The following is a 17,966-nucleotide window of genomic DNA, read 5'->3' as shown; positions in this document are numbered from 1 at the left end:
TTAAGAATGCAACCTTCTTCCTTTCTGCTGCATGGGCCGAAAGACACCCCGATATTGTAGAGCGAATCATGAAAGATGGACACGAAATCGGTAGTATGGGGTACAATTACACATCCTATACTTCTCTAGAGACAAATGAAATAAGACGAGACCTTTTACGAGCACAAGATGTTTTTACGAAACTTGGTGTAAAACAAGTCAAGCTGTTACGTCCACCTAGTGGCGAATTTAACAAAGCAACCCTTAAAATCGCAGAATCACTTGGATACACCGTCGTGCATTGGAGTAATAATTCAAACGATTGGAAAAACCCAGGTGTAAATAACATCGTTTCCACTGTCTCTAATAATTTGAAAGGTGGAGATATCGTCTTATTACACGCATCCGATTCTGCCCTTCAAACAAATAGAGCTTTACCGCTGCTCCTGCAAAAAATAAAAAGTGATGGATATGAGCAAATATCCGTTTCACAACTTATTTCCAACACAAGTACGAAAAGTGAGGATGTGAAGTAGCTTCTTCCCTACTACTCTTCACGCATAAAAAGCTCTACTACCTTTCAAGAAGGTGGTAGAGCTTTTTTAATCATACCATTTACAACATTATAACTGCTGTTTTATAAAACCTCTCTATTAAGCTGATTTACTTGTTTTTCCGATTAAACGATGTAATACAAGTAATTGATATGCATTACATAACAATAGCGGTATAACCATTAAATATAACCAATCTGTATCATTAATCCGAAGCGCCGGTACCCATTCAAGGATCGTTACAACAACCATAAAGAACAGAGCTGGCACAAATGCTTTTTTATTTGTTTCTTTACTTTTTACATAAGCAACAATTGCTCCAAACACAAATAACATTCCAGCAACAAGTATATTATTCCCTAACGAGACTTCCCCATTTGCAATAAGTACAGATCTTAAATACACAAAATCAAATAATACGAATGCAATAAAGAAGAGCTGGACTGCATTCCATAAAGAAGATGAGCGAAACATCCCTAGTCCAAAACGATGGATTGTTAAATATGCAAAGAATCCCATTTGACTTATAACACTAAAAATAAATCCTACACCCATCAGCCAGAAAGATACTGCTAAAATCTCCTTGCCGTCGAAATTTTGAAAAAATTTATCGTACTTGTCCCACTCCAAAACAAAACCAATAATAACTGTGCTAATCCCACCAAGAAACAACGTCGTTAAAAATAGTCGTACCCACTTGCGGCTATTCACAACACATCCCCCATTATCCTTATATTTCTAATTAAATTGTATCAATGACAATTTCAAAAAGCTAGCCATGTTCATGTATAAATTCCTTAAAGATATTTATATTAAAAAGAGAGAACTGTGCTGAAAGGAGTTCCAACTTATGAAACGGATGCTATTCATTTTCGTTTCTTCTTTTCTACTTATCGCACTTGCAGCATGCGCACAAGGAAAAGAAACGAAATCCGAACTAGATTACGATCAAACAAAGAAAATGATTGTTGATATTTTAAAAACAGATCAAGGTAAGAAAGCTATTCAAGATGTATTAACTGATGAAAAAATGAAACAAGCACTCATACTAGATGAAACAGTAGTAAAGAAAACGATTGAAGATGCCATGGTATCCGATAAAGGGCAACAATTCTGGGAAAAGCTCTTTAAAGATCCTGAGTTCTCATCAAAATTTGCTAAAAGTATGGGGAAAGAACAAACTCAATTAATGAAAACCTTATTAAAAGACCCTGAATACCAAGCAGGCGTTATAGAAATTATGAAAAATCCTGAAGTAGAAAAAATGATGTTACAAACAATGAAGAGTAAAGAATACCGTCAATATCTACAACAAGTACTAACAGAAACTGCTGAAAGTCCACTCTTCCAAGCCAAGATGATTGATATCATTAGTAAAGGTGTGCAAAAAGCTGAAAAAGGCGGATCTGGCAAGAAAGAAGCAGGCGGTGACGGTGGTTCTCAAGGCGAGAAGAAGGAAGAACAGTAAAAAATAATAACTATAATAACGAGTGGACAATTTATATATTGTTCACTCGTTATTACTTTATCTTGCTATTAACAGACAAAATGGACCCCTCTAATTAAGCGAAAGGTTTACTAGCAACAAAAGCCTTATTGTTGTCAGTAACAGGTGAACCCCACTGATTAAAGTTTCACTTTATTTTTGTGTAACAGCTGTTTTATCAATTACTGTTTCAGCTATTTTACTATAAATAATGCCCGTTGTATGTGTATCTTCATATACTGAAGGAGCAAAGTCTTCTTTATTCCAATCGGGTTGTTGCAGTGGAATACGACCAAGAACATTCGTTTGTAATTCGGTAGCTAACTTATCTCCCCCACCTTTTCCAAATACATATTCTTTCTCACCAGTTACCTTACTTTCAAAATATGCCATATTCTCAACAACACCAAGAATACTATGTTCAGTGCGCAATGCCATCGCTCCAGCACGCGCTGCTACAAACGCAGCTGTTGGATGAGGCGTCGTTACAATAATCTCTTTGCAAGATGGCAACATTGAGTGCACATCTAACGCAACATCACCTGTGCCTGGTGGCAAATCTAGTACTAAATAATCTAAATCGCCCCATTCTACTTCTGTGAAGAAGTGGTTTAACATTTTCCCAAGCATAGGTCCTCTCCAAATAACTGGTGCATTATCCTCTACAAAGAAGCCCATTGAGATTACCTTTACACCTAAACGTTCCACCGGAATTATCTTATCACCTCTTACGATAGGACGTTTTTCTATCCCCATCATGTCTGGCACACTAAAACCGTAAATGTCCGCATCAATAATACCAACTTTTTTTCCTAAACGAGCTAAAGCAACTGCAAGGTTAACGGAAACAGTTGATTTTCCCACGCCACCTTTTCCACTCGCTACTGCTAAGAATGTTGTTTTTGAATTAGGTGACAATAAAGATTCACTTTGCTCTTCTTCTTGTTCCGGTGCAAACTGAGCTAATTCCTCTTCTGTAAATTCTGCAAAACGAAGTCCAACTGTTGCTGCCCCAAGTTCTTTTACTAACTTTACAATTCCAGACTGCAACTGCATTTGTTCCGCTGTACCGGTTTTTACGATTGCAATTTTGACACTCACATGTTCCTTCTCTGGCTTGACTGTTACCTCTTTAATTGCACTTGTTTCTTTTAATGTTTTATGTAAAAACGGATCTACAATCCCTTCTAACGCTTCAACCACTTGCTCTTTCGTTACCATAATTAGCCCAGCCCCCTGTATGAAAAATAACGTAATGTTAATTGAATTTATCTCTGCTTATCCTTGAAATAAATGCGTTTACATTTCCAGTATAACATATTTTCCGAAAACTTCGTTAACGAGAGAAGCTCAAAAAAATCCTCCTTATTCTGGAGGATTTCCTTTTTCCGTGAAATAACGTAATATACCACGGTATATTGCAGCTGCTACCTTTTGCTGATATTTCTCCGAATTTAACATATACCTTTCGTTCACATTCGATAAAAAGCCAGCTTCAATTAAAGCACCTGGTGTTTTAGAATACTTTAATAAATATACATGCGAAATTGTCTTAGCAGAACGATTCGTGTTCTCTAAACTTGTTCTCAATTCAGCCTGTATAAATTTTGCAGCACGTTCATTTTCAATCGAAGAGCGGTAATAGAACGTTTGTGCGCCTTTCGATCCACTACTAGTTAAAGCATTTAAATGAATACTTGCAAAAAAGTCTACATCAGGTTTATTGATGATTTCTACACGTTTTTTTAAATCCTCTGCTTTACGTCTACTATATGACTTTGTATCTTTGTTAGCTAAATCATAATCTCCCTCACGCGTTAAAATAACTAGTGCACCTTGTTCTTGTAAATAGTCTTGTACCTTTTTTGTAATTTCAAGCGTAATATCCTTTTCTATAATATCCTTTCCACCAACAGCCCCTCCATCTGGTCCACCATGCCCAGCATCTAACACAATTACTTTCCCTGATAAGGGTAAATTCCAAGCTCGCCACGATTTTGTAATTTGAAATTCTTGCTTGACTAAAAAAAACAATACAACCGCAGCGAGTGCAAAAGAGATAATTCGAATTCTCTTCATACCTTTCCTCCTCCAGCTAGTCCCTCTAATTACTTATATGGGACAAGAGGAAAGTTTATGCTTGTCTTAATGAAGCTTTAATCGATATCTTCTTTCACCTTTTTCATACCCTTCTTGCCACCACAATCCTATAAACTGCTGACAAGATTCAAAAAGTAACTCCTCATCTTTCAACTTTATTTCTCGCATAGTCATACTCGTTAAAAATTGAAATAGCGTTTCAGTTAATTGTTGTTCTTCTTCTAAAGCTCTATATTTCACATCAAAAAACGATTCACCATAATAACCAAATTTACTGTATCTCGCTCCTAATAAATAAGATTCTATCCCTAATTCAATACAGTAATCTTCATACTGACGATGAAGCTCTTGCATTTGAAAGGCATCACGAATATTTGAACGCAATGTTTTTAATGATAATTCCCGCAACATCTTCCGCTCGTATTTTAACTGCTTTTCTTTTTGTTTTTCTTGTAAGCTGACAATGACATTCATAGTACATATAAACCTCCCTAATACGTATTAGTCTAAACTTCTAAAGAAGAAGCATACGCGTGGCGGGAGCACTAAAATATTCCAAGCTATAAAAATTGCAAAAGAGGAATGAAACATAAAAAACCCCAACCAAAATGGTTGGGGTTTGTAGTTCGCAAAAATTAACGTTTTGAGAACTGAGGTGCACGACGTGCGCCTTTAAGACCGTATTTTTTACGCTCTTTCATACGTGCGTCACGAGTTAATAGACCTGCACGTTTTAATGTTAGACGGTATTCTGGATCAGCTTTTAATAAAGCGCGAGAAATACCGTGACGAATAGCACCAGCTTGACCAGTGTATCCACCACCATTTACGTTTACAAGTACATCGTAGTTACCTAAAGTTTCTGTTGCAACTAGAGGTTGTTTCACTACTTCACGTAATGCAGCAAATGGGATATAGTTTTCAAAATCACGACCGTTAATGATAACGCGTCCTTCGCCTGGAACTAGGCGTACGCGCGCTACTGAACTCTTACGACGTCCAGTGCCATAGTATTGAACCTGTGCCAAAGTAAGCCCTCCTTTAATTAATTATCCGCGAAGTTCGTAAACTTCTGGTTTTTGTGCTTGGTGTGGATGCTCTGCTCCAGCATACACGTTAAGTTTCTTAGAAACTTGACGGCCTAAGCGTCCTTTTGGAAGCATGCCTTTAATTGCAAGCTCTAACATTTGTACAGGGTAGTTTGTACGCATTTCAAGAGCTGTTCTTTGCTTAAGTCCACCTGGGTGGTTAGTGTGACGGTAGTAAATTTTATCGTTTAATTTATTACCTGTTAAATGAATTTTCTCAGCGTTAATAATAATTACATGATCACCCGTGTCAACGTGTGGTGTAAATGTAGGTTTGTTTTTACCACGTAAAATGGATGCTACTTCACTAGCAAGGCGACCTAAAGTTTGACCTTCAGCATCAACCACATACCATTTACGCTCAACTTCGTTAGCTTTTGCCATAAAAGTCGTACGCATGTGTTTCCCTCCTCGTTATCTTTTCCATAGAAAAAATCTATTGTTTATCTTAAACACGATTTCCTTCCGGGGCTAATCGTGGTTTTAGAAACAATACCATATGTTATGATATACTTTTGAGTTTCTAATGTCAAGCAAATGTTACACCAGGATTAGTTGTTATAGTTTACCTCCCATAAGTAAAGCCCATGACCTGGAGCCATCTTTCCAGCAAACTGACGATTTTGTTTCGCTAAAATCTCTGGAATGCTATCAGGATCAAGCTTTCCTTGCCCTACGCTAAGTAACGTACCAACAATAATTCTGACCATATTATATAAAAATCCATTACCTACAAAACGAAAAATTATTTCATCATTTTGTTCAATTAACTCGATTTCATAAATTGTTCGCACTTTATCTTTTTTGTCAGTTTTTGCCGAACAAAAAGAAGTGAAATCATGTGTTCCAATAAAATAAGGAATTGCTTTTCTTATAGAGTTGATTTCGAGCGGGTATGGATATTGATATACGTAATTTCTACGGAATACATCCGCAGTCTTTGATAATAATACACGATAACGATATTCTTTTTTCTCAACACCGTAACGTGCATGAAATTCTTCTGTTTTTTTCTCTACTTGCCTAATAACAATATCATCTGGCAACATTGTGTTTAAAGCATTAATCCATTGCCATTCTTCAAGAGACAAAGGAGTATCAAAGTGTATTACTTGTCCTTTTGCATGAACTGTAGAATCTGTTCTACCAGATGCCTGAACACGAACAAGTTCTCCCTTATGCAATTTCTGCAATGCTTTTTCTATCTCCTGTTGAACAGTACGATGGTTCGGCTGAATTTGATAACCACAAAAATGCATGCCATCATATGCAACCGTACATTTTATTCTATCCATTTCTCTATTCTCCATTACGATCGCACCCATGCCAAAATACAAGCTAAACAAAATAAGCTGACAATCGTTACTGTATCGCTTGTTTTCCAGCGTAGTTGCCTAAATTTAGTACGTCCTTCACCACTTTGATATCCACGAGCTTCCATCGCAATGGCTAAGTCCTCTGCACGCTTAAAAGCACTGATAAACAGAGGAACGAGCAGTGAAATAATAGCTTTCATTCTATCTTTTATCGGTCCCCCGGCAAAATCAATACCACGTGACGCTTGTGCTTTCATTATTTTACTCGTTTCATCCATTAATGTCGGGATAAAACGAAGAGAAATTGACATCATTAATGCGATTTCATGAACAGGAACCTTTATACGCTTCAACGGCTTTAATAACGTCTCCAAACCATCTGTAATTTCAATAGGTGTCGTCGTTAACGTTAATAATGTCGTCATTAAAATAATAACGAAGAATCGTACAGAAATGTATATCCCTTGCTCTAATCCTTTTTCATATATCGAAAACCAACCAAGCTGGAATAGTACATCCCCCTCTTTATTTGTAAAAATATGCAGGAAAAATGTAAAAAGAAAAATCCATAAAATTGGTTTTAAGCCCGAAAGTACATAACGAATCGGCACTTTTGCAAAAAATAAAGCAATGAGTGCATATAAAAATAAAAATCCATATGAAATCGCATTATTTGCTAAGAAAACAACAAATACATATAAAAAGACAATCAGCAGCTTCGTACGTGGATCAAGTTGATGAATAAGTGAATTCCCCGGGATATATCTCCCAATAATCAACTGCTGCATGATTCATGACCACCTTTTCGTAACACCTGCACAACTTCATGAGTAAGATCCTCTAAAGATAAGGTAGCCTTTGGAATTGAAATACCAAACTTCTCTTCAATTGCACGTTTATACTTTAATGACATAGGAAGATCCACACCAATTTTCTCTAGTTCATCAGCATGTGAAAATACTTCCTCTGCACTTCCTTGCAAAAAGACCGTTCCTTTATGCATAACTACAATCTGCTCCGCATACTGAGCAGCATCCTCCATATTATGCGTTACAAGGATGACTGTAAGACCCTTCTCCTTGTGCAGCTTATAAAACATCTCCATAAGTTCGTTCTGCCCTTTTGGATCTAGTCCTGCTGTAGGTTCATCTAATACAAGCACTTCAGGTTCCATTGCCAGTACACCCGCTATAGCAACACGTCTCATTTGTCCACCACTTAATTCGAACGGAGAACGTGCTAACAGTTCTGGTTCTAGCCCTACAAGTTCAATTGCCTTTCTAGCCTTTTGCCTTGCTTCGTCTACAGATACTCCAAAATTAGTAGGGCCGAAACAAATATCTTTCTCCACAGTCTCTTCAAACAACTGATGTTCTGGGAATTGAAAGACAACCCCTACTTTCTTACGTAGTGGCTTTAGCTTTTTTTCTTTCTTTCCTGCCGAAATCAAATGTTCACCAATTTGAACTGTACCATTTGTCGGCTGCAATAAACCATTTAAATGTTGAATCATCGTCGACTTTCCTGAACCAGTATGACCGATAATGGCATAATAGCCCCCACTTGGAAACGACACGTCTACATCATAAAGTGCGCGTCTTTCAAATGGAGTTTTATATTGATAACGATGTTCTACTTTTTGGAATGTAATCTCCAAAGTTCGTTCACCAAGCTTTCCATTGTAAGATGCGTATTTTGCAAGAGAATTTCATTTCTTTTTAATAATTCTGCTATTTTCACCGAAAACGGTACATCTAAGCCAATTTCTTGGAGCATATGAGAGGATTTGAAAATTTTTTCTGGAGTCCCTTCCTCTAATATTTCTCCCTTATTTAAAATAATGACACGATCTGACTGTGCCGCTTCTTCTAAATCGTGCGTAATTGATAACACGGTAATACCTTTTTGAGTAACAAGTTGTCTAACCGTTTCTACTACTTCACGTCTCCCTTGAGGGTCTAACATTGACGTTGCTTCATCTAATATTAAAATAGATGGTTGAAGTGCTAAAACGCCTGCTATTGCCACTCGCTGCTTTTGCCCACCAGATAAGGAATGAGGCTCATCATTAAGAAAATCTTCCATACGGACAAGTTGCAAGGCCTGTTCTAATCTTTCAATCATTTGTTCTCTTGGCATTCCGATATTCTCCAAGCCAAATACAACATCATCTTGCACTGTCGTTCCAACAAATTGATTATCTGGATTTTGAAATACCATTCCAATTTGTTTTCGAACATCCCATACCGTTTCCTCTGATAAAACCATTGTATCATTTACTGTAATAGTCCCTGCTTCTGGCAAAAACAAACCATTCAATAATTTTGCAAGTGTAGACTTTCCTGAACCGTTTTGACCAATAATAGATACCCATTCTCCCTCATATAAGGAAAATGAAACATCTTTTAATGCATAAGTGGCTGCCCCAGGATATTGAAATGATATATTTTCTATCCGAAGTTTCTCTTTTTTCAATAGAAGGCACCCTTTCCTTCGCCAAGTTAGCCTATTTTTATATTTAAAAAAAAGGGCCATGACCAGTTTCTTGAAAAGAACTGTCCTGCCCTTTTAATTATCATTATACTAACTCGATAATTACCATTGGTGCTGCGTCTCCGCGACGTGGACCAATTTTTGCAATACGAGTGTATCCGCCTTGGCGCTCAGCATAGCGTGGAGCTACATCAGCGAATAGTTTTTGAAGTGCATCTTGACCAGTCTCAGCGTTAGCTACTTCATTGCGAATGAAAGCTGCTGCTTGACGACGAGCATGAAGATCTCCGCGTTTACCTAAAGTGATCATTTTTTCCACTACAGAACGAAGTTCTTTTGCACGAGTTTCTGTCGTTTGGATGCGCTCGTTGATAATTAAATCAGTAGCTAAATCACGTAACATAGCTTTACGTTGCGCACTTGTACGGCCTAATTTTCTGTATGCCATTCGTAGTTCCCTCCTTTGTTGATGGGTTTAAATCCTCAGTCGTCTTTACGTAAACCTAAACCTAATTCCTCAAGTTTATGTTTAACTTCTTCTAAGGATTTACGTCCTAAGTTACGAACTTTCATCATATCTTCTTCTGTTTTGTTCGCAAGCTCTTGTACAGTATTAATTCCTGCACGTTTTAGGCAATTATAAGAACGAACAGAAAGGTCTAGTTCTTCGATAGTCATCTCAAGAACTTTCTCTTTTTGATCTTCTTCCTTCTCGACCATAATCTCAGCATTTTGTGCTTCATCAGTTAAACCAACAAAGATATTTAAATGCTCAGTTAAGATTTTGGCACCTAAAGAGATAGCTTCTTTTGGCCCGATGCTTCCATCCGTCCATACATCAAGCGTAAGCTTATCATAATTAGCCACTTGTCCGACACGTGTCTTTTCCACTTGGTAAGTCACACGTGATACTGGAGTATAAATAGAATCAATAGGAATTACTCCTATTGGTTGATCTTCGCTTTTATTTGCATCAGCTGGCGTATACCCACGGCCACGCTTTGCAGTTAAACGCACGCGGAAATGCGCATCTTTTGCTAACGTTGCAATGTGTAAATCTGGATTTAAGATTTCTACATCACTATCGTGAGTAATATCAGCAGCTGTGACAATACCTTCGCCCTGTACATCAATTTCCAACGTCTTCTCTTCTTCAGAGTAGATTTTAAGAGCTAACTTTTTCAAGTTTAAGATGATCGTCGTAACGTCTTCTACTACGCCCTCAACTGTTGAAAATTCATGTAATACGCCATCGATTTGGATAGCAGTAACAGCGGCACCAGGGAGTGAGGATAAAAGAATACGACGTAAGGAGTTACCCAAAGTAGTACCATATCCACGCTCAAGCGGTTCAATTACGAATTTACCATATTTAGCATCTTCGTTAAGTTCAACCGTTTCGATTTTCGGCTTTTCGATTTCAATCATTAACTAAACCCTCCTTCAAAACGTCGAAACCCCGGTTAAACAAAGGTATAACCCCTGTCTAACCGAAAGTCCCCCTTAGGCAGTTCCCGATTGTGCACAACAAGCGATGTTTCTGTACGAAATTTCTCGATAATGCATCATATCCATTATAGACAAAAGGGAAAATTCTATACAGAAAAATTACACACGACGACGTTTTGGTGGACGACATCCATTATGAGGAACTGGAGTAACATCTCTAATTGCTGTTACTTCTAGACCTGCAGCTTGAAGAGCACGAATTGCAGCTTCACGACCAGCACCAGGACCTTTAACAGTAACCTCTAAAGTTTTTAAACCGTGTTCCATTGCAGCTTTAGCAGCAGTTTCAGCAGCCATTTGCGCAGCGAATGGAGTAGATTTACGAGATCCACGGAAACCAAGTGCACCAGCACTAGACCAAGAAAGTGCGTTACCGTGAGTATCTGTAAGTGTTACGATTGTGTTGTTGAAAGTAGAACGAATATGAGCTATACCAGCTTCAATATTCTTTTTCACACGTTTTTTACGAGTGTTTGTTTTACGTGCCATTGTTAGTTCAACCTCCTTTACTTATTATTTCTTTTTATTTGCTACTGTACGACGTGGACCTTTACGTGTACGAGCATTGTTTTTAGAGTTTTGACCACGAACTGGTAAACCACGACGGTGACGAAGACCACGGTAAGAACCGATCTCCATTAGACGTTTGATGTTAAGAGATACTTCACGACGAAGGTCTCCCTCAACTTTAATACGATCGATGATATCACGGATACGTCCTAATTCGTCTTCCGTTAAATCACGAACTCGTGTTTCTTCAGAAATACCTGCTTCAGCAAGAATTTTTTCAGCAGTTGTGCGACCAATGCCGAATACGTAAGTTAAAGAAATAACAACGCGTTTGTCTCGAGGAATATCTACACCTGCGATACGTGCCATTACGAATGCACCTCCTTCTGATTAACCTTGTTTTTGTTTATGTTTAGGGTTTTCACAAATAACCATTACTTTTCCACGTCTACGAATAACTTTACATTTTTCGCAGATTGGTTTAACTGACGGTCTTACTTTCATGTCTCGAACCTCCTTAAAGATTACGGAGTGCTATATTATTTAAAACGGTACGTAATACGACCACGATTTAAATCGTACGGAGATAATTCTACCGTAACTTTGTCTCCTGGTAAAATACGAATGAAGTTCATACGGATTTTACCAGAAACGTGAGCCAATACGACATGCCCATTCTCTAATTCTACTTTGAACATAGCATTTGGCAACGTTTCAAGAACGGTACCTTCGACTTCAATTACATCATCTTTAGCCATTCAATAGTTCTCCCTTCTTCAAATCAGTAACATTTTACACTGCTCTGAAATCCCGGAGAGCCAGCTACTTATAAAGTGGTAAGGATTTCGTATCCTGCTTCTGTAAGAGCAATCGTGTGCTCAAAATGGGCACACCATTTACCATCTACCGTTACCACTGTCCAGTCATCAGATAGTGTTTTTACATATCGTCTTCCTTGATTCACCATCGGCTCAACACAGATGACCATTCCCGGCTTTAATCTAGGGCCTCTATTTGGTGGACCATAGTGCGGGATTTGAGGGTCCTCATGTAAGTCTTGCCCGATTCCGTGACCAACATACTCCCTAACGATCGAGAATCCATTCTCTTCAGCATGGGTTTGAACCGCATGTGAGATATTTGATAATCTCTCGCCTGGTTTTACTTGTTCTAGACCAAGATACAACGATTTTTCTGTGACATCAAGTAGCTTTTGAACAGATTCAGAAATGTTTCCAACTGGATACGTCCATGCAGAATCTCCATGGTACCCATTGTATTTCGCACCAATATCGATACTGATGATATCGCCCTCTTTGAGCTTGCGCTTCCCTGGAATTCCGTGTACAAGCTCTTCATTTACAGAAGCACATATGCTCCCCGGAAATCCGTTGTATCCTTTAAAAGATGGCGTAGCACCATATTTTTGAATCGTCTTTTCCGCTATTTGATCGAGCTCTTTCGTTGTAATTCCTGGAGTAATGTGCTGTTTCAACTCTTGATGAGTCAAAGCAACGATCCTGCCAGCTTCTCGCATGATTTCTATCTCGCGAGGAGTTTTGCAGATTATCATTACGCTAAGCCTCCGATGAGAACATCGATATCAGCAAATACTTTATTGATATCTTGCTCACCATTAATGCTTTGTAAGTAACCAAGCTCTTCGTAGAAATCAAGCAAAGGTTTTGTTTGCTTAATATTTACATCTAAACGATTTGCTACAGTTTCTTCATTGTCATCAGAGCGTTGATATAATTCGCCACCACATTTATCGCACACATCAGCTTTTGCTGGTGGATTGAATTCTAAGTGGTAAGTCGCACCGCACTCTTTACAAATGCGACGGCCTGTAAGGCGTTTTAATAACAACCCTGAATCCACATTAATGTTTAAAACATAGTCGATTTTTTTGCCAAGATCTTTCATAATTTCTTCAAGAGCTGATGCTTGTGCAACAGTTCGTGGGAAACCGTCTAGTAAGAAACCTCTTACGCAGTCGTCTTGACTTAAACGTTCACGAACGATTCCGATTGTAACTTCATCTGGAACAAGTGCACCTTTATCAATAAAAGATTTTGCTTGTAGACCCATTTCAGTTTCAGCCTTCATAGCTGCACGGAACATGTCTCCTGTTGAAATGTGAGGGATGTTATACTTGGCAACAATCTGTTCGGCTTGTGTACCTTTACCAGCACCAGGAAGCCCCATTAAAATTAAGTTCATCCTTGTTCCCCCTCAGAGTACATGAGCATGTAGGGAAGACAATTCTTCCCACTTACTCACTGCTTGATAAACCCTTTGTAATGGCGTTTTACCAGTTGGCTTTCTAGCTGCTTCATTGTTTCTAAAGCAACGCCGACAACGATTAACATACTCGTTCCACCGATCTGTGCAGATGGAGGAAGATTTCCCAATTTCGTAAAGATAACTGGTAAGATTGCAATCGCTGCTAGGAAAATTGATCCTACAAAGGTCAAACGATACAAGATTTTTGTTAGATATTGTTCCGTATTCTTACCCGGACGAATACCTGGAACATATCCACCTTGCTTGTTTAGATTCTCTGACATTTGCTCTGGATTAACCTGAACAAATGCATAGAAATATGTGAAGGCTACAATGAGCGCAACATATATGATCATTCCCACTGGGTGAGAATAGTTAAAGTTTGCAATAATCCACTGCGATACATCATGTTTCGGGAAGAACTGTGCAATAGTCGGAGGCGTAATTAAGAATGAAACAGCAAAAATTACTGGAATAACACCAGCACTATTTACCTTAAGCGGTAAATGTGTGTTTTGTGCTCCAGCATAACCACCATTTCCTCCTGTTACACGCTTCGCATATTGAATTGGGATCTTTCTAACAGCCTGTTGAATGAAAATAACACCCACAATAACTGCTAGCACAGCTAGTAAAATCAATGCAACTTTAACGATACTCATGAACAATTGATCTCCGATATTTTGAAACTGTTGCTGATACACTTGAGATATAACACTTGGGATCGCTGCGGCAATACCGCCAAAGATAAGGATGGAAATACCATTACCTACACCTTTAGCTGTAATCTGTTCACCTAACCACATTAAAAATGCAGTACCAGCAGTCAGTACCGTAGCAATGTATAAATAAGTGCTCCAACCTGGATTCAAAATTAATTGTCCACCTACCATACCGTTAAAACCGATTGACATACCAAACCCCTGAATAAACGCAAGAACAATTGTAAAGTAACGCGTGAATTGCGTTAATTTACGACGGCCCATTTCACCTTGCTTCGACCATTCCGAAAATTTAGGAACAACATCCATCTGCAATAATTGCACGATGATGGATGCTGTAATATACGGCATGATTCCCATCGCAAAGATGGAGAAGTTTTTCAAGGCTCCACCGCCAAATGTATTTAGAATACCTAAAGCATTTAATTGATCTTGTGCCTTCAGTACGTCTCCATTTGTAAATGGCACGGGGATAAACGTGCCAATCCTGAATACGATTAACATCGCTAAAGTGAATAATATTTTACGTCTTATCTCAGCAACGCGCATAAAGTTGGAGATTGTACGAAACATTAGATCACCTCAACTGATCCGCCAGCTGCTTCAATTGCTTCTTTAGCACTTGAAGAGAACTTGTGCGCTTTAACAGTTAGTTTTTTCTCTACTGCTCCGCTTGCAAGAACCTTAACACCGTCGTTTAACTTGCTGATAACGCCAGTTTCCAGCAATAATTCAGGTGTTACTTCTGTACCATCTTCAAAACGATTTAACGTTGATAAGTTTACAATAGCAAACTCTTTACGGTTAATGTTTGTGAAGCCGCGTTTTGGTAAACGACGGAATAATGGAGTTTGACCACCTTCGAAGCCAAGACGAACACCGCCGCCAGAACGTGCGTTTTGTCCTTTATGACCTTTACCAGCAGTTTTACCGTTACCAGAACCGATACCACGACCGACACGGTTACGTACTTTACGAGAACCTTCTGCAGGTTTTAATTCATGAAGTTTCATTCCCAGGCACCTCCTTATATTAATGAGTTATCCTTAAGCTTCTTTTACAGTTACAAGGTGAGAAACTTTGTTGATCATACCAAGAATAGCAGGAGTTTCTTCCTTAACTACAGTTGAATTCAACTTTTTAAGACCTAAAGCTTCTACCGTCGCACGTTGATCTTGTGGACGACCAATTACACTACGAGTGAGGGTAATTTCTAACTTTTTCGCCATTTGTTTTCCCTCCTTAACCTAGTAGCTCTTCTACAGATTTACCGCGTAATTTTGCAACATCTTCAGCGCGCTTAAGTTCGCTTAATCCGTTCACAGTAGCGCGAATCATGTTGATTGGTGTGTTAGAACCAAGAGATTTCGAAAGAATATCTTGTACACCAGCTAATTCAAGGACCGCACGAACAGGTCCACCAGCAATAACACCAGTACCCTCAGCAGCAGGTTTTAAGAATACTTCACCAGCGCCAAAATGACCGTTGATTGTGTGTGGAATTGTTGTACCAACTAATGGTACAGCGATTAAGTTTTTCTTAGCGTCTTCGATAGCTTTACGGATTGCGTCTGGTACCTCTTGTGCTTTACCAGTACCGAATCCAACATGACCGTTTTTATCGCCAACTACAACTAGTGCAGCAAAGCGGAAACGACGACCACCCTTAACAACTTTCGCGACACGATTTATCGTAACTACACGTTCTTCAAGTTCTAATTTACTTGGGTCAATGCGATGCATCAATTTTCCCTCCTTTGACCATTAAAATTGTAATCCAGCCTCACGAGCAGCTTCAGCTAGAGCTTTAACACGGCCATGGTATAAGTAACCACCGCGATCAAATACTACTTCTTTAACGCCTTTCTCTACAGCACGCTTAGCAACTGATTCTCCAACTTTCGTAGCAGCTTCAATATTGCTAGTACCGTTAAGAGCAAGGTCTTTATCAAGAGTAGATGCACTTACTAACGTTACACCATTCACATCATCAATAACTTGAGCGTAAATATGTTGGTTAGAACGGAACACGTTTAAACGTGGACGCTCTGCAGTACCAGTAAGTTTAGCACGTACACGTGCATGTCTTTTCTTACGAGTCGCATTTTTATCAGCTTTAGTGATCATTCTTGTCACTCCTTTCTCTCACCTAACGGGTTTACTTAGCAGTTTTACCTTCTTTACGACGAACAACTTCGCCTTCGTAACGAATACCTTTACCTTTGTAAGGCTCAGGAGCACGTACAGCACGGATGTTAGCAGCGAATTCGCCAACACGTTGCTTGTCGATACCTTTAATTACGATCTTAGTTGGTGCAGGTACTTCAACTTCAAGACCTGCTTCCGGAGTCATTTCTACTGGATGAGAATAACCTACGCTTAATACAAGTTTATCACCTTGTTTTTGAGCACGGTAACCAACACCGACTAATTCAAGTCCGCGTGCGAAACCTTCAGTTACACCTTCAACCATGTTTCCGATTAAAGCACGAGTTGTACCGTGTAATGCACGGTGTTCCTTCTGTTCAGATGGACGCTCAACTGTTAATGTATTCTCTTCAATTTTGATAAGCATATCAGCATTGAAAGTACGAGTTAATTCACCTTTAGGGCCTTTTACTGTTACAGTATTGTCTTCTGCAACTGTAATAGTAACACCTGCAGGGATTTCAAGAATCTTTTTACCAATACGAGACATGTGGTCACACCTCCGTTCGTTTTAAATATATATTACCAAACGTATGCTACTACTTCTCCACCAGTTTGTAATTGACGAGCGTCTTTGTCTGTCATTACTCCCTTAGATGTAGAAACAAGAGCGATACCTAATCCGTTAAGTACACGTGGTACTTCGTCAGCTTTAGCGTAAACGCGTAAGCCAGGTTTACTGATACGTTTTAATCCAGTGATTACACGTTCATTGTTTGCACCATATTTCAGGAAAATACGAAGGATACCTTGTTTGTTATCCTCGATGTATTCTACATCACGAATGAAACCTTCACGTTTTAAAAGTTCAGCGATCTCTTTTTTGATTTTAGAAGCAGGAACCTCTAATTTCTCATGACGTACCATGTTCGCATTACGGATGCGAGTAAGCATGTCTGCAATTGGATCTGTCATCACCATGTGTTTTACCTCCTTCCCATTTGTGGGTTTTACCAACTAGCTTTTTTAACACCAGGAATTTGACCTTTATATGCAAGTTCACGGAAACAAATACGGCAAAGTTTAAATTTGCGGTATACAGAATGCGGACGACCGCAGCGTTCGCAACGTGTATACTCTTGTACTTTAAACTTAGGAGTACGCTTTTGTTTCGCTATCATAGATTTTTTAGCCACGTTTTCGCCTCCTCTACTTAGCGTTGGCTTCCATTATTTTTGGAATGGCATACCGAATTGTGTTAACAGTTCACGAGCTTCTTCATCAGTTTTCGCTGTAGTAACGATTACGATGTCCATACCGCGGACTTTGCTTACTTTATCATAATCAATCTCAGGGAAAATAAGTTGCTCTTTAACACCTAATGTATAGTTTCCACGACCATCGAATGATTTCTTAGAAACACCACGGAAATCACGTACACGTGGTAAAGAAACTGATACTAATTTGTCGAAGAACTCATACATTTGCTCGCCGCGTAAAGTTACTTTCGCACCGATTGGCATACCTTCACGAAGACGGAAACCAGCGATTGATTTTTTAGCACGAGTTACAACAGGTTTTTGACCTGTGATTTGTGTTAATTCTTCTACTGCGTTGTCTAACGCTTTTGAGTTAGATACCGCGTCACCAACACCAGTGTTGATTACGATCTTTTCGATTTTTGGTACCTGCATTACAGATTTATAGTTAAACTTGCTCACTAGAGCAGGAGTAATTTCCTTTTGGAACTTCTCTTTAAGGCGATTCAATGAAGT

General features: G+C 38.8%; 29 protein-coding genes (1 of these 29 cut by a window edge). 2 read left to right on the top strand and 27 right to left on the bottom strand.

Going from position 1 to position 17,966, the window contains the following annotated elements:
- On the top strand, nt 1-515 hold the 3' portion of the coding sequence (pdaB, locus tag DN399_RS00880) for a polysaccharide deacetylase family sporulation protein PdaB (protein WP_000464703.1). 250 nt of this gene lie to the left of the window's left edge; the window shows 515 of its 765 coding nt (coding positions 251-765); the start codon falls outside the window, past its left edge; its stop codon occupies nt 513-515.
- Nucleotides 516-632: 117 nt separating this feature from the next.
- Here the strand turns inward: pdaB and kbaA are convergent, their stop codons facing one another.
- Nucleotides 633-1,244, bottom strand: a complete 612-nt coding sequence (gene kbaA, locus DN399_RS00875; RefSeq protein WP_006921137.1) for a KinB signaling pathway activation protein KbaA — start codon at nt 1,242-1,244, stop codon at nt 633-635.
- 139 nt (nt 1,245-1,383) lie between these two features.
- Between kbaA and gerD the strand changes: the two genes are divergently transcribed.
- The gene (gene gerD / locus DN399_RS00870) at nt 1,384-2,001 is read left to right on the top strand and encodes a spore germination lipoprotein GerD (RefSeq protein ID WP_000827295.1); all 618 of its coding nucleotides are present in this window, start codon (nt 1,384-1,386) and stop codon (nt 1,999-2,001) included.
- A 171-nt stretch (nt 2,002-2,172) separates the two neighbouring features.
- Here gerD and DN399_RS00865 read toward each other — a convergent pair whose 3' ends face one another.
- The 26 genes from DN399_RS00865 to rplE form a co-directional block, all read right to left on the bottom strand.
- Nucleotides 2,173-3,240 carry an Mrp/NBP35 family ATP-binding protein gene (locus tag DN399_RS00865; protein WP_000256628.1) on the bottom strand — a complete coding sequence of 356 codons (1,068 nt, stop codon included), beginning with the start codon at nt 3,238-3,240 and terminating at the stop codon, nt 2,173-2,175.
- A 144-nt stretch (nt 3,241-3,384) separates the two neighbouring features.
- Nucleotides 3,385-4,098 carry an N-acetylmuramoyl-L-alanine amidase CwlD gene (cwlD, locus tag DN399_RS00860; protein WP_000822439.1) on the bottom strand — a complete coding sequence of 238 codons (714 nt, stop codon included), beginning with the start codon at nt 4,096-4,098 and terminating at the stop codon, nt 3,385-3,387.
- A 66-nt stretch (nt 4,099-4,164) separates the two neighbouring features.
- Nucleotides 4,165-4,593: a DUF2521 family protein gene (locus DN399_RS00855; RefSeq protein ID WP_001101005.1), complete on the bottom strand. Its 429-nt coding sequence runs from the start codon at nt 4,591-4,593 to the stop codon at nt 4,165-4,167.
- A gap of 161 nt (nt 4,594-4,754) precedes the next feature.
- Nucleotides 4,755-5,147 (bottom strand): 30S ribosomal protein S9, encoded by a 393-nt coding sequence (rpsI, locus tag DN399_RS00850; protein WP_000079986.1) that lies wholly within the window; start codon nt 5,145-5,147, stop codon nt 4,755-4,757.
- Nucleotides 5,148-5,168: 21 nt separating this feature from the next.
- Entirely contained in the window at nt 5,169-5,606 is a 438-nt protein-coding gene (rplM, locus tag DN399_RS00845; protein ID WP_001260793.1) for a 50S ribosomal protein L13, read from the bottom strand.
- 152 nt (nt 5,607-5,758) lie between these two features.
- Nucleotides 5,759-6,502: a tRNA pseudouridine(38-40) synthase TruA gene (truA, locus tag DN399_RS00840; protein ID WP_002098927.1), complete on the bottom strand. Its 744-nt coding sequence runs from the start codon at nt 6,500-6,502 to the stop codon at nt 5,759-5,761.
- Nucleotides 6,503-6,516: 14 nt separating this feature from the next.
- On the bottom strand, nt 6,517-7,311 hold the full coding sequence (locus DN399_RS00835; RefSeq protein WP_001186526.1) for an energy-coupling factor transporter transmembrane component T family protein: 795 nt from the start codon (nt 7,309-7,311) through the stop codon (nt 6,517-6,519).
- Nucleotides 7,299-8,180 (bottom strand): energy-coupling factor ABC transporter ATP-binding protein, encoded by an 882-nt coding sequence (locus tag DN399_RS00830; RefSeq protein ID WP_000406533.1) that lies wholly within the window; start codon nt 8,178-8,180, stop codon nt 7,299-7,301. Before DN399_RS00830 ends, DN399_RS00835 begins: the two co-directional genes overlap by 13 nt.
- The gene (locus tag DN399_RS00825; protein ID WP_000711757.1) at nt 8,156-8,998 is read right to left on the bottom strand and encodes an energy-coupling factor ABC transporter ATP-binding protein; all 843 of its coding nucleotides are present in this window, start codon (nt 8,996-8,998) and stop codon (nt 8,156-8,158) included. Before DN399_RS00825 ends, DN399_RS00830 begins: the two co-directional genes overlap by 25 nt.
- A gap of 103 nt (nt 8,999-9,101) precedes the next feature.
- Nucleotides 9,102-9,464: a 50S ribosomal protein L17 gene (rplQ, locus tag DN399_RS00820; RefSeq protein WP_000331490.1), complete on the bottom strand. Its 363-nt coding sequence runs from the start codon at nt 9,462-9,464 to the stop codon at nt 9,102-9,104.
- A gap of 35 nt (nt 9,465-9,499) precedes the next feature.
- The gene (locus tag DN399_RS00815) at nt 9,500-10,444 is read right to left on the bottom strand and encodes a DNA-directed RNA polymerase subunit alpha (RefSeq protein ID WP_000569643.1); all 945 of its coding nucleotides are present in this window, start codon (nt 10,442-10,444) and stop codon (nt 9,500-9,502) included.
- Nucleotides 10,445-10,624: 180 nt separating this feature from the next.
- Nucleotides 10,625-11,014, bottom strand: a complete 390-nt coding sequence (gene rpsK / locus DN399_RS00810; RefSeq protein ID WP_000101798.1) for a 30S ribosomal protein S11 — start codon at nt 11,012-11,014, stop codon at nt 10,625-10,627.
- 24 nt (nt 11,015-11,038) lie between these two features.
- Complete coding sequence (gene rpsM / locus DN399_RS00805; RefSeq protein ID WP_000090788.1) at nt 11,039-11,404, bottom strand: 30S ribosomal protein S13; 366 nt, start codon at nt 11,402-11,404, stop codon at nt 11,039-11,041.
- Between the two features lie 21 nt (nt 11,405-11,425).
- On the bottom strand, nt 11,426-11,539 hold the full coding sequence (gene rpmJ, locus DN399_RS00800) for a 50S ribosomal protein L36 (protein ID WP_000868344.1): 114 nt from the start codon (nt 11,537-11,539) through the stop codon (nt 11,426-11,428).
- A 35-nt stretch (nt 11,540-11,574) separates the two neighbouring features.
- Nucleotides 11,575-11,793 (bottom strand): translation initiation factor IF-1, encoded by a 219-nt coding sequence (gene infA, locus DN399_RS00795; protein ID WP_001029884.1) that lies wholly within the window; start codon nt 11,791-11,793, stop codon nt 11,575-11,577.
- 68 nt (nt 11,794-11,861) lie between these two features.
- Entirely contained in the window at nt 11,862-12,608 is a 747-nt protein-coding gene (gene map / locus DN399_RS00790) for a type I methionyl aminopeptidase (protein WP_000582539.1), read from the bottom strand.
- A complete protein-coding gene (locus DN399_RS00785) occupies nt 12,608-13,258 on the bottom strand; it encodes an adenylate kinase (RefSeq protein ID WP_001048989.1) in 651 nt (216 codons plus the stop codon). The genes map and DN399_RS00785 overlap by 1 nt, the downstream gene beginning before the upstream one ends.
- Before the next feature lie 56 nt (nt 13,259-13,314).
- A complete protein-coding gene (gene secY / locus DN399_RS00780; protein WP_000490117.1) occupies nt 13,315-14,616 on the bottom strand; it encodes a preprotein translocase subunit SecY in 1,302 nt (433 codons plus the stop codon).
- Nucleotides 14,616-15,056, bottom strand: coding sequence for a 50S ribosomal protein L15 (gene rplO / locus DN399_RS00775; protein WP_000766081.1), 441 nt, complete (start codon nt 15,054-15,056; stop codon nt 14,616-14,618). The genes secY and rplO overlap by 1 nt, the downstream gene beginning before the upstream one ends.
- A gap of 33 nt (nt 15,057-15,089) precedes the next feature.
- The gene (gene rpmD / locus DN399_RS00770) at nt 15,090-15,272 is read right to left on the bottom strand and encodes a 50S ribosomal protein L30 (RefSeq protein WP_001085234.1); all 183 of its coding nucleotides are present in this window, start codon (nt 15,270-15,272) and stop codon (nt 15,090-15,092) included.
- A gap of 13 nt (nt 15,273-15,285) precedes the next feature.
- Nucleotides 15,286-15,786, bottom strand: coding sequence for a 30S ribosomal protein S5 (gene rpsE, locus DN399_RS00765; protein WP_000554646.1), 501 nt, complete (start codon nt 15,784-15,786; stop codon nt 15,286-15,288).
- Between the two features lie 21 nt (nt 15,787-15,807).
- The gene (rplR, locus tag DN399_RS00760) at nt 15,808-16,170 is read right to left on the bottom strand and encodes a 50S ribosomal protein L18 (RefSeq protein ID WP_000628816.1); all 363 of its coding nucleotides are present in this window, start codon (nt 16,168-16,170) and stop codon (nt 15,808-15,810) included.
- A 31-nt stretch (nt 16,171-16,201) separates the two neighbouring features.
- Nucleotides 16,202-16,741, bottom strand: coding sequence for a 50S ribosomal protein L6 (gene rplF, locus DN399_RS00755; protein ID WP_000086558.1), 540 nt, complete (start codon nt 16,739-16,741; stop codon nt 16,202-16,204).
- Nucleotides 16,742-16,773: 32 nt separating this feature from the next.
- Complete coding sequence (gene rpsH / locus DN399_RS00750; RefSeq protein ID WP_000245511.1) at nt 16,774-17,172, bottom strand: 30S ribosomal protein S8; 399 nt, start codon at nt 17,170-17,172, stop codon at nt 16,774-16,776.
- 29 nt (nt 17,173-17,201) lie between these two features.
- Entirely contained in the window at nt 17,202-17,387 is a 186-nt protein-coding gene (gene rpsN, locus DN399_RS00745) for a 30S ribosomal protein S14 (protein ID WP_001085700.1), read from the bottom strand.
- Nucleotides 17,388-17,420: 33 nt separating this feature from the next.
- A complete protein-coding gene (gene rplE / locus DN399_RS00740) occupies nt 17,421-17,960 on the bottom strand; it encodes a 50S ribosomal protein L5 (protein WP_001080831.1) in 540 nt (179 codons plus the stop codon).
- Nucleotides 17,961-17,966: the final 6 nt, after the last annotated feature.

The organism is Bacillus sp. AR4-2 (assembly GCF_008274865.1).
In the GTDB taxonomy this organism is placed as follows: Bacteria; Bacillota; Bacilli; order Bacillales; family Bacillaceae_G; genus Bacillus_A; species Bacillus_A cereus.
This window is presented reverse-complemented; position numbering and strand designations above follow the sequence as displayed.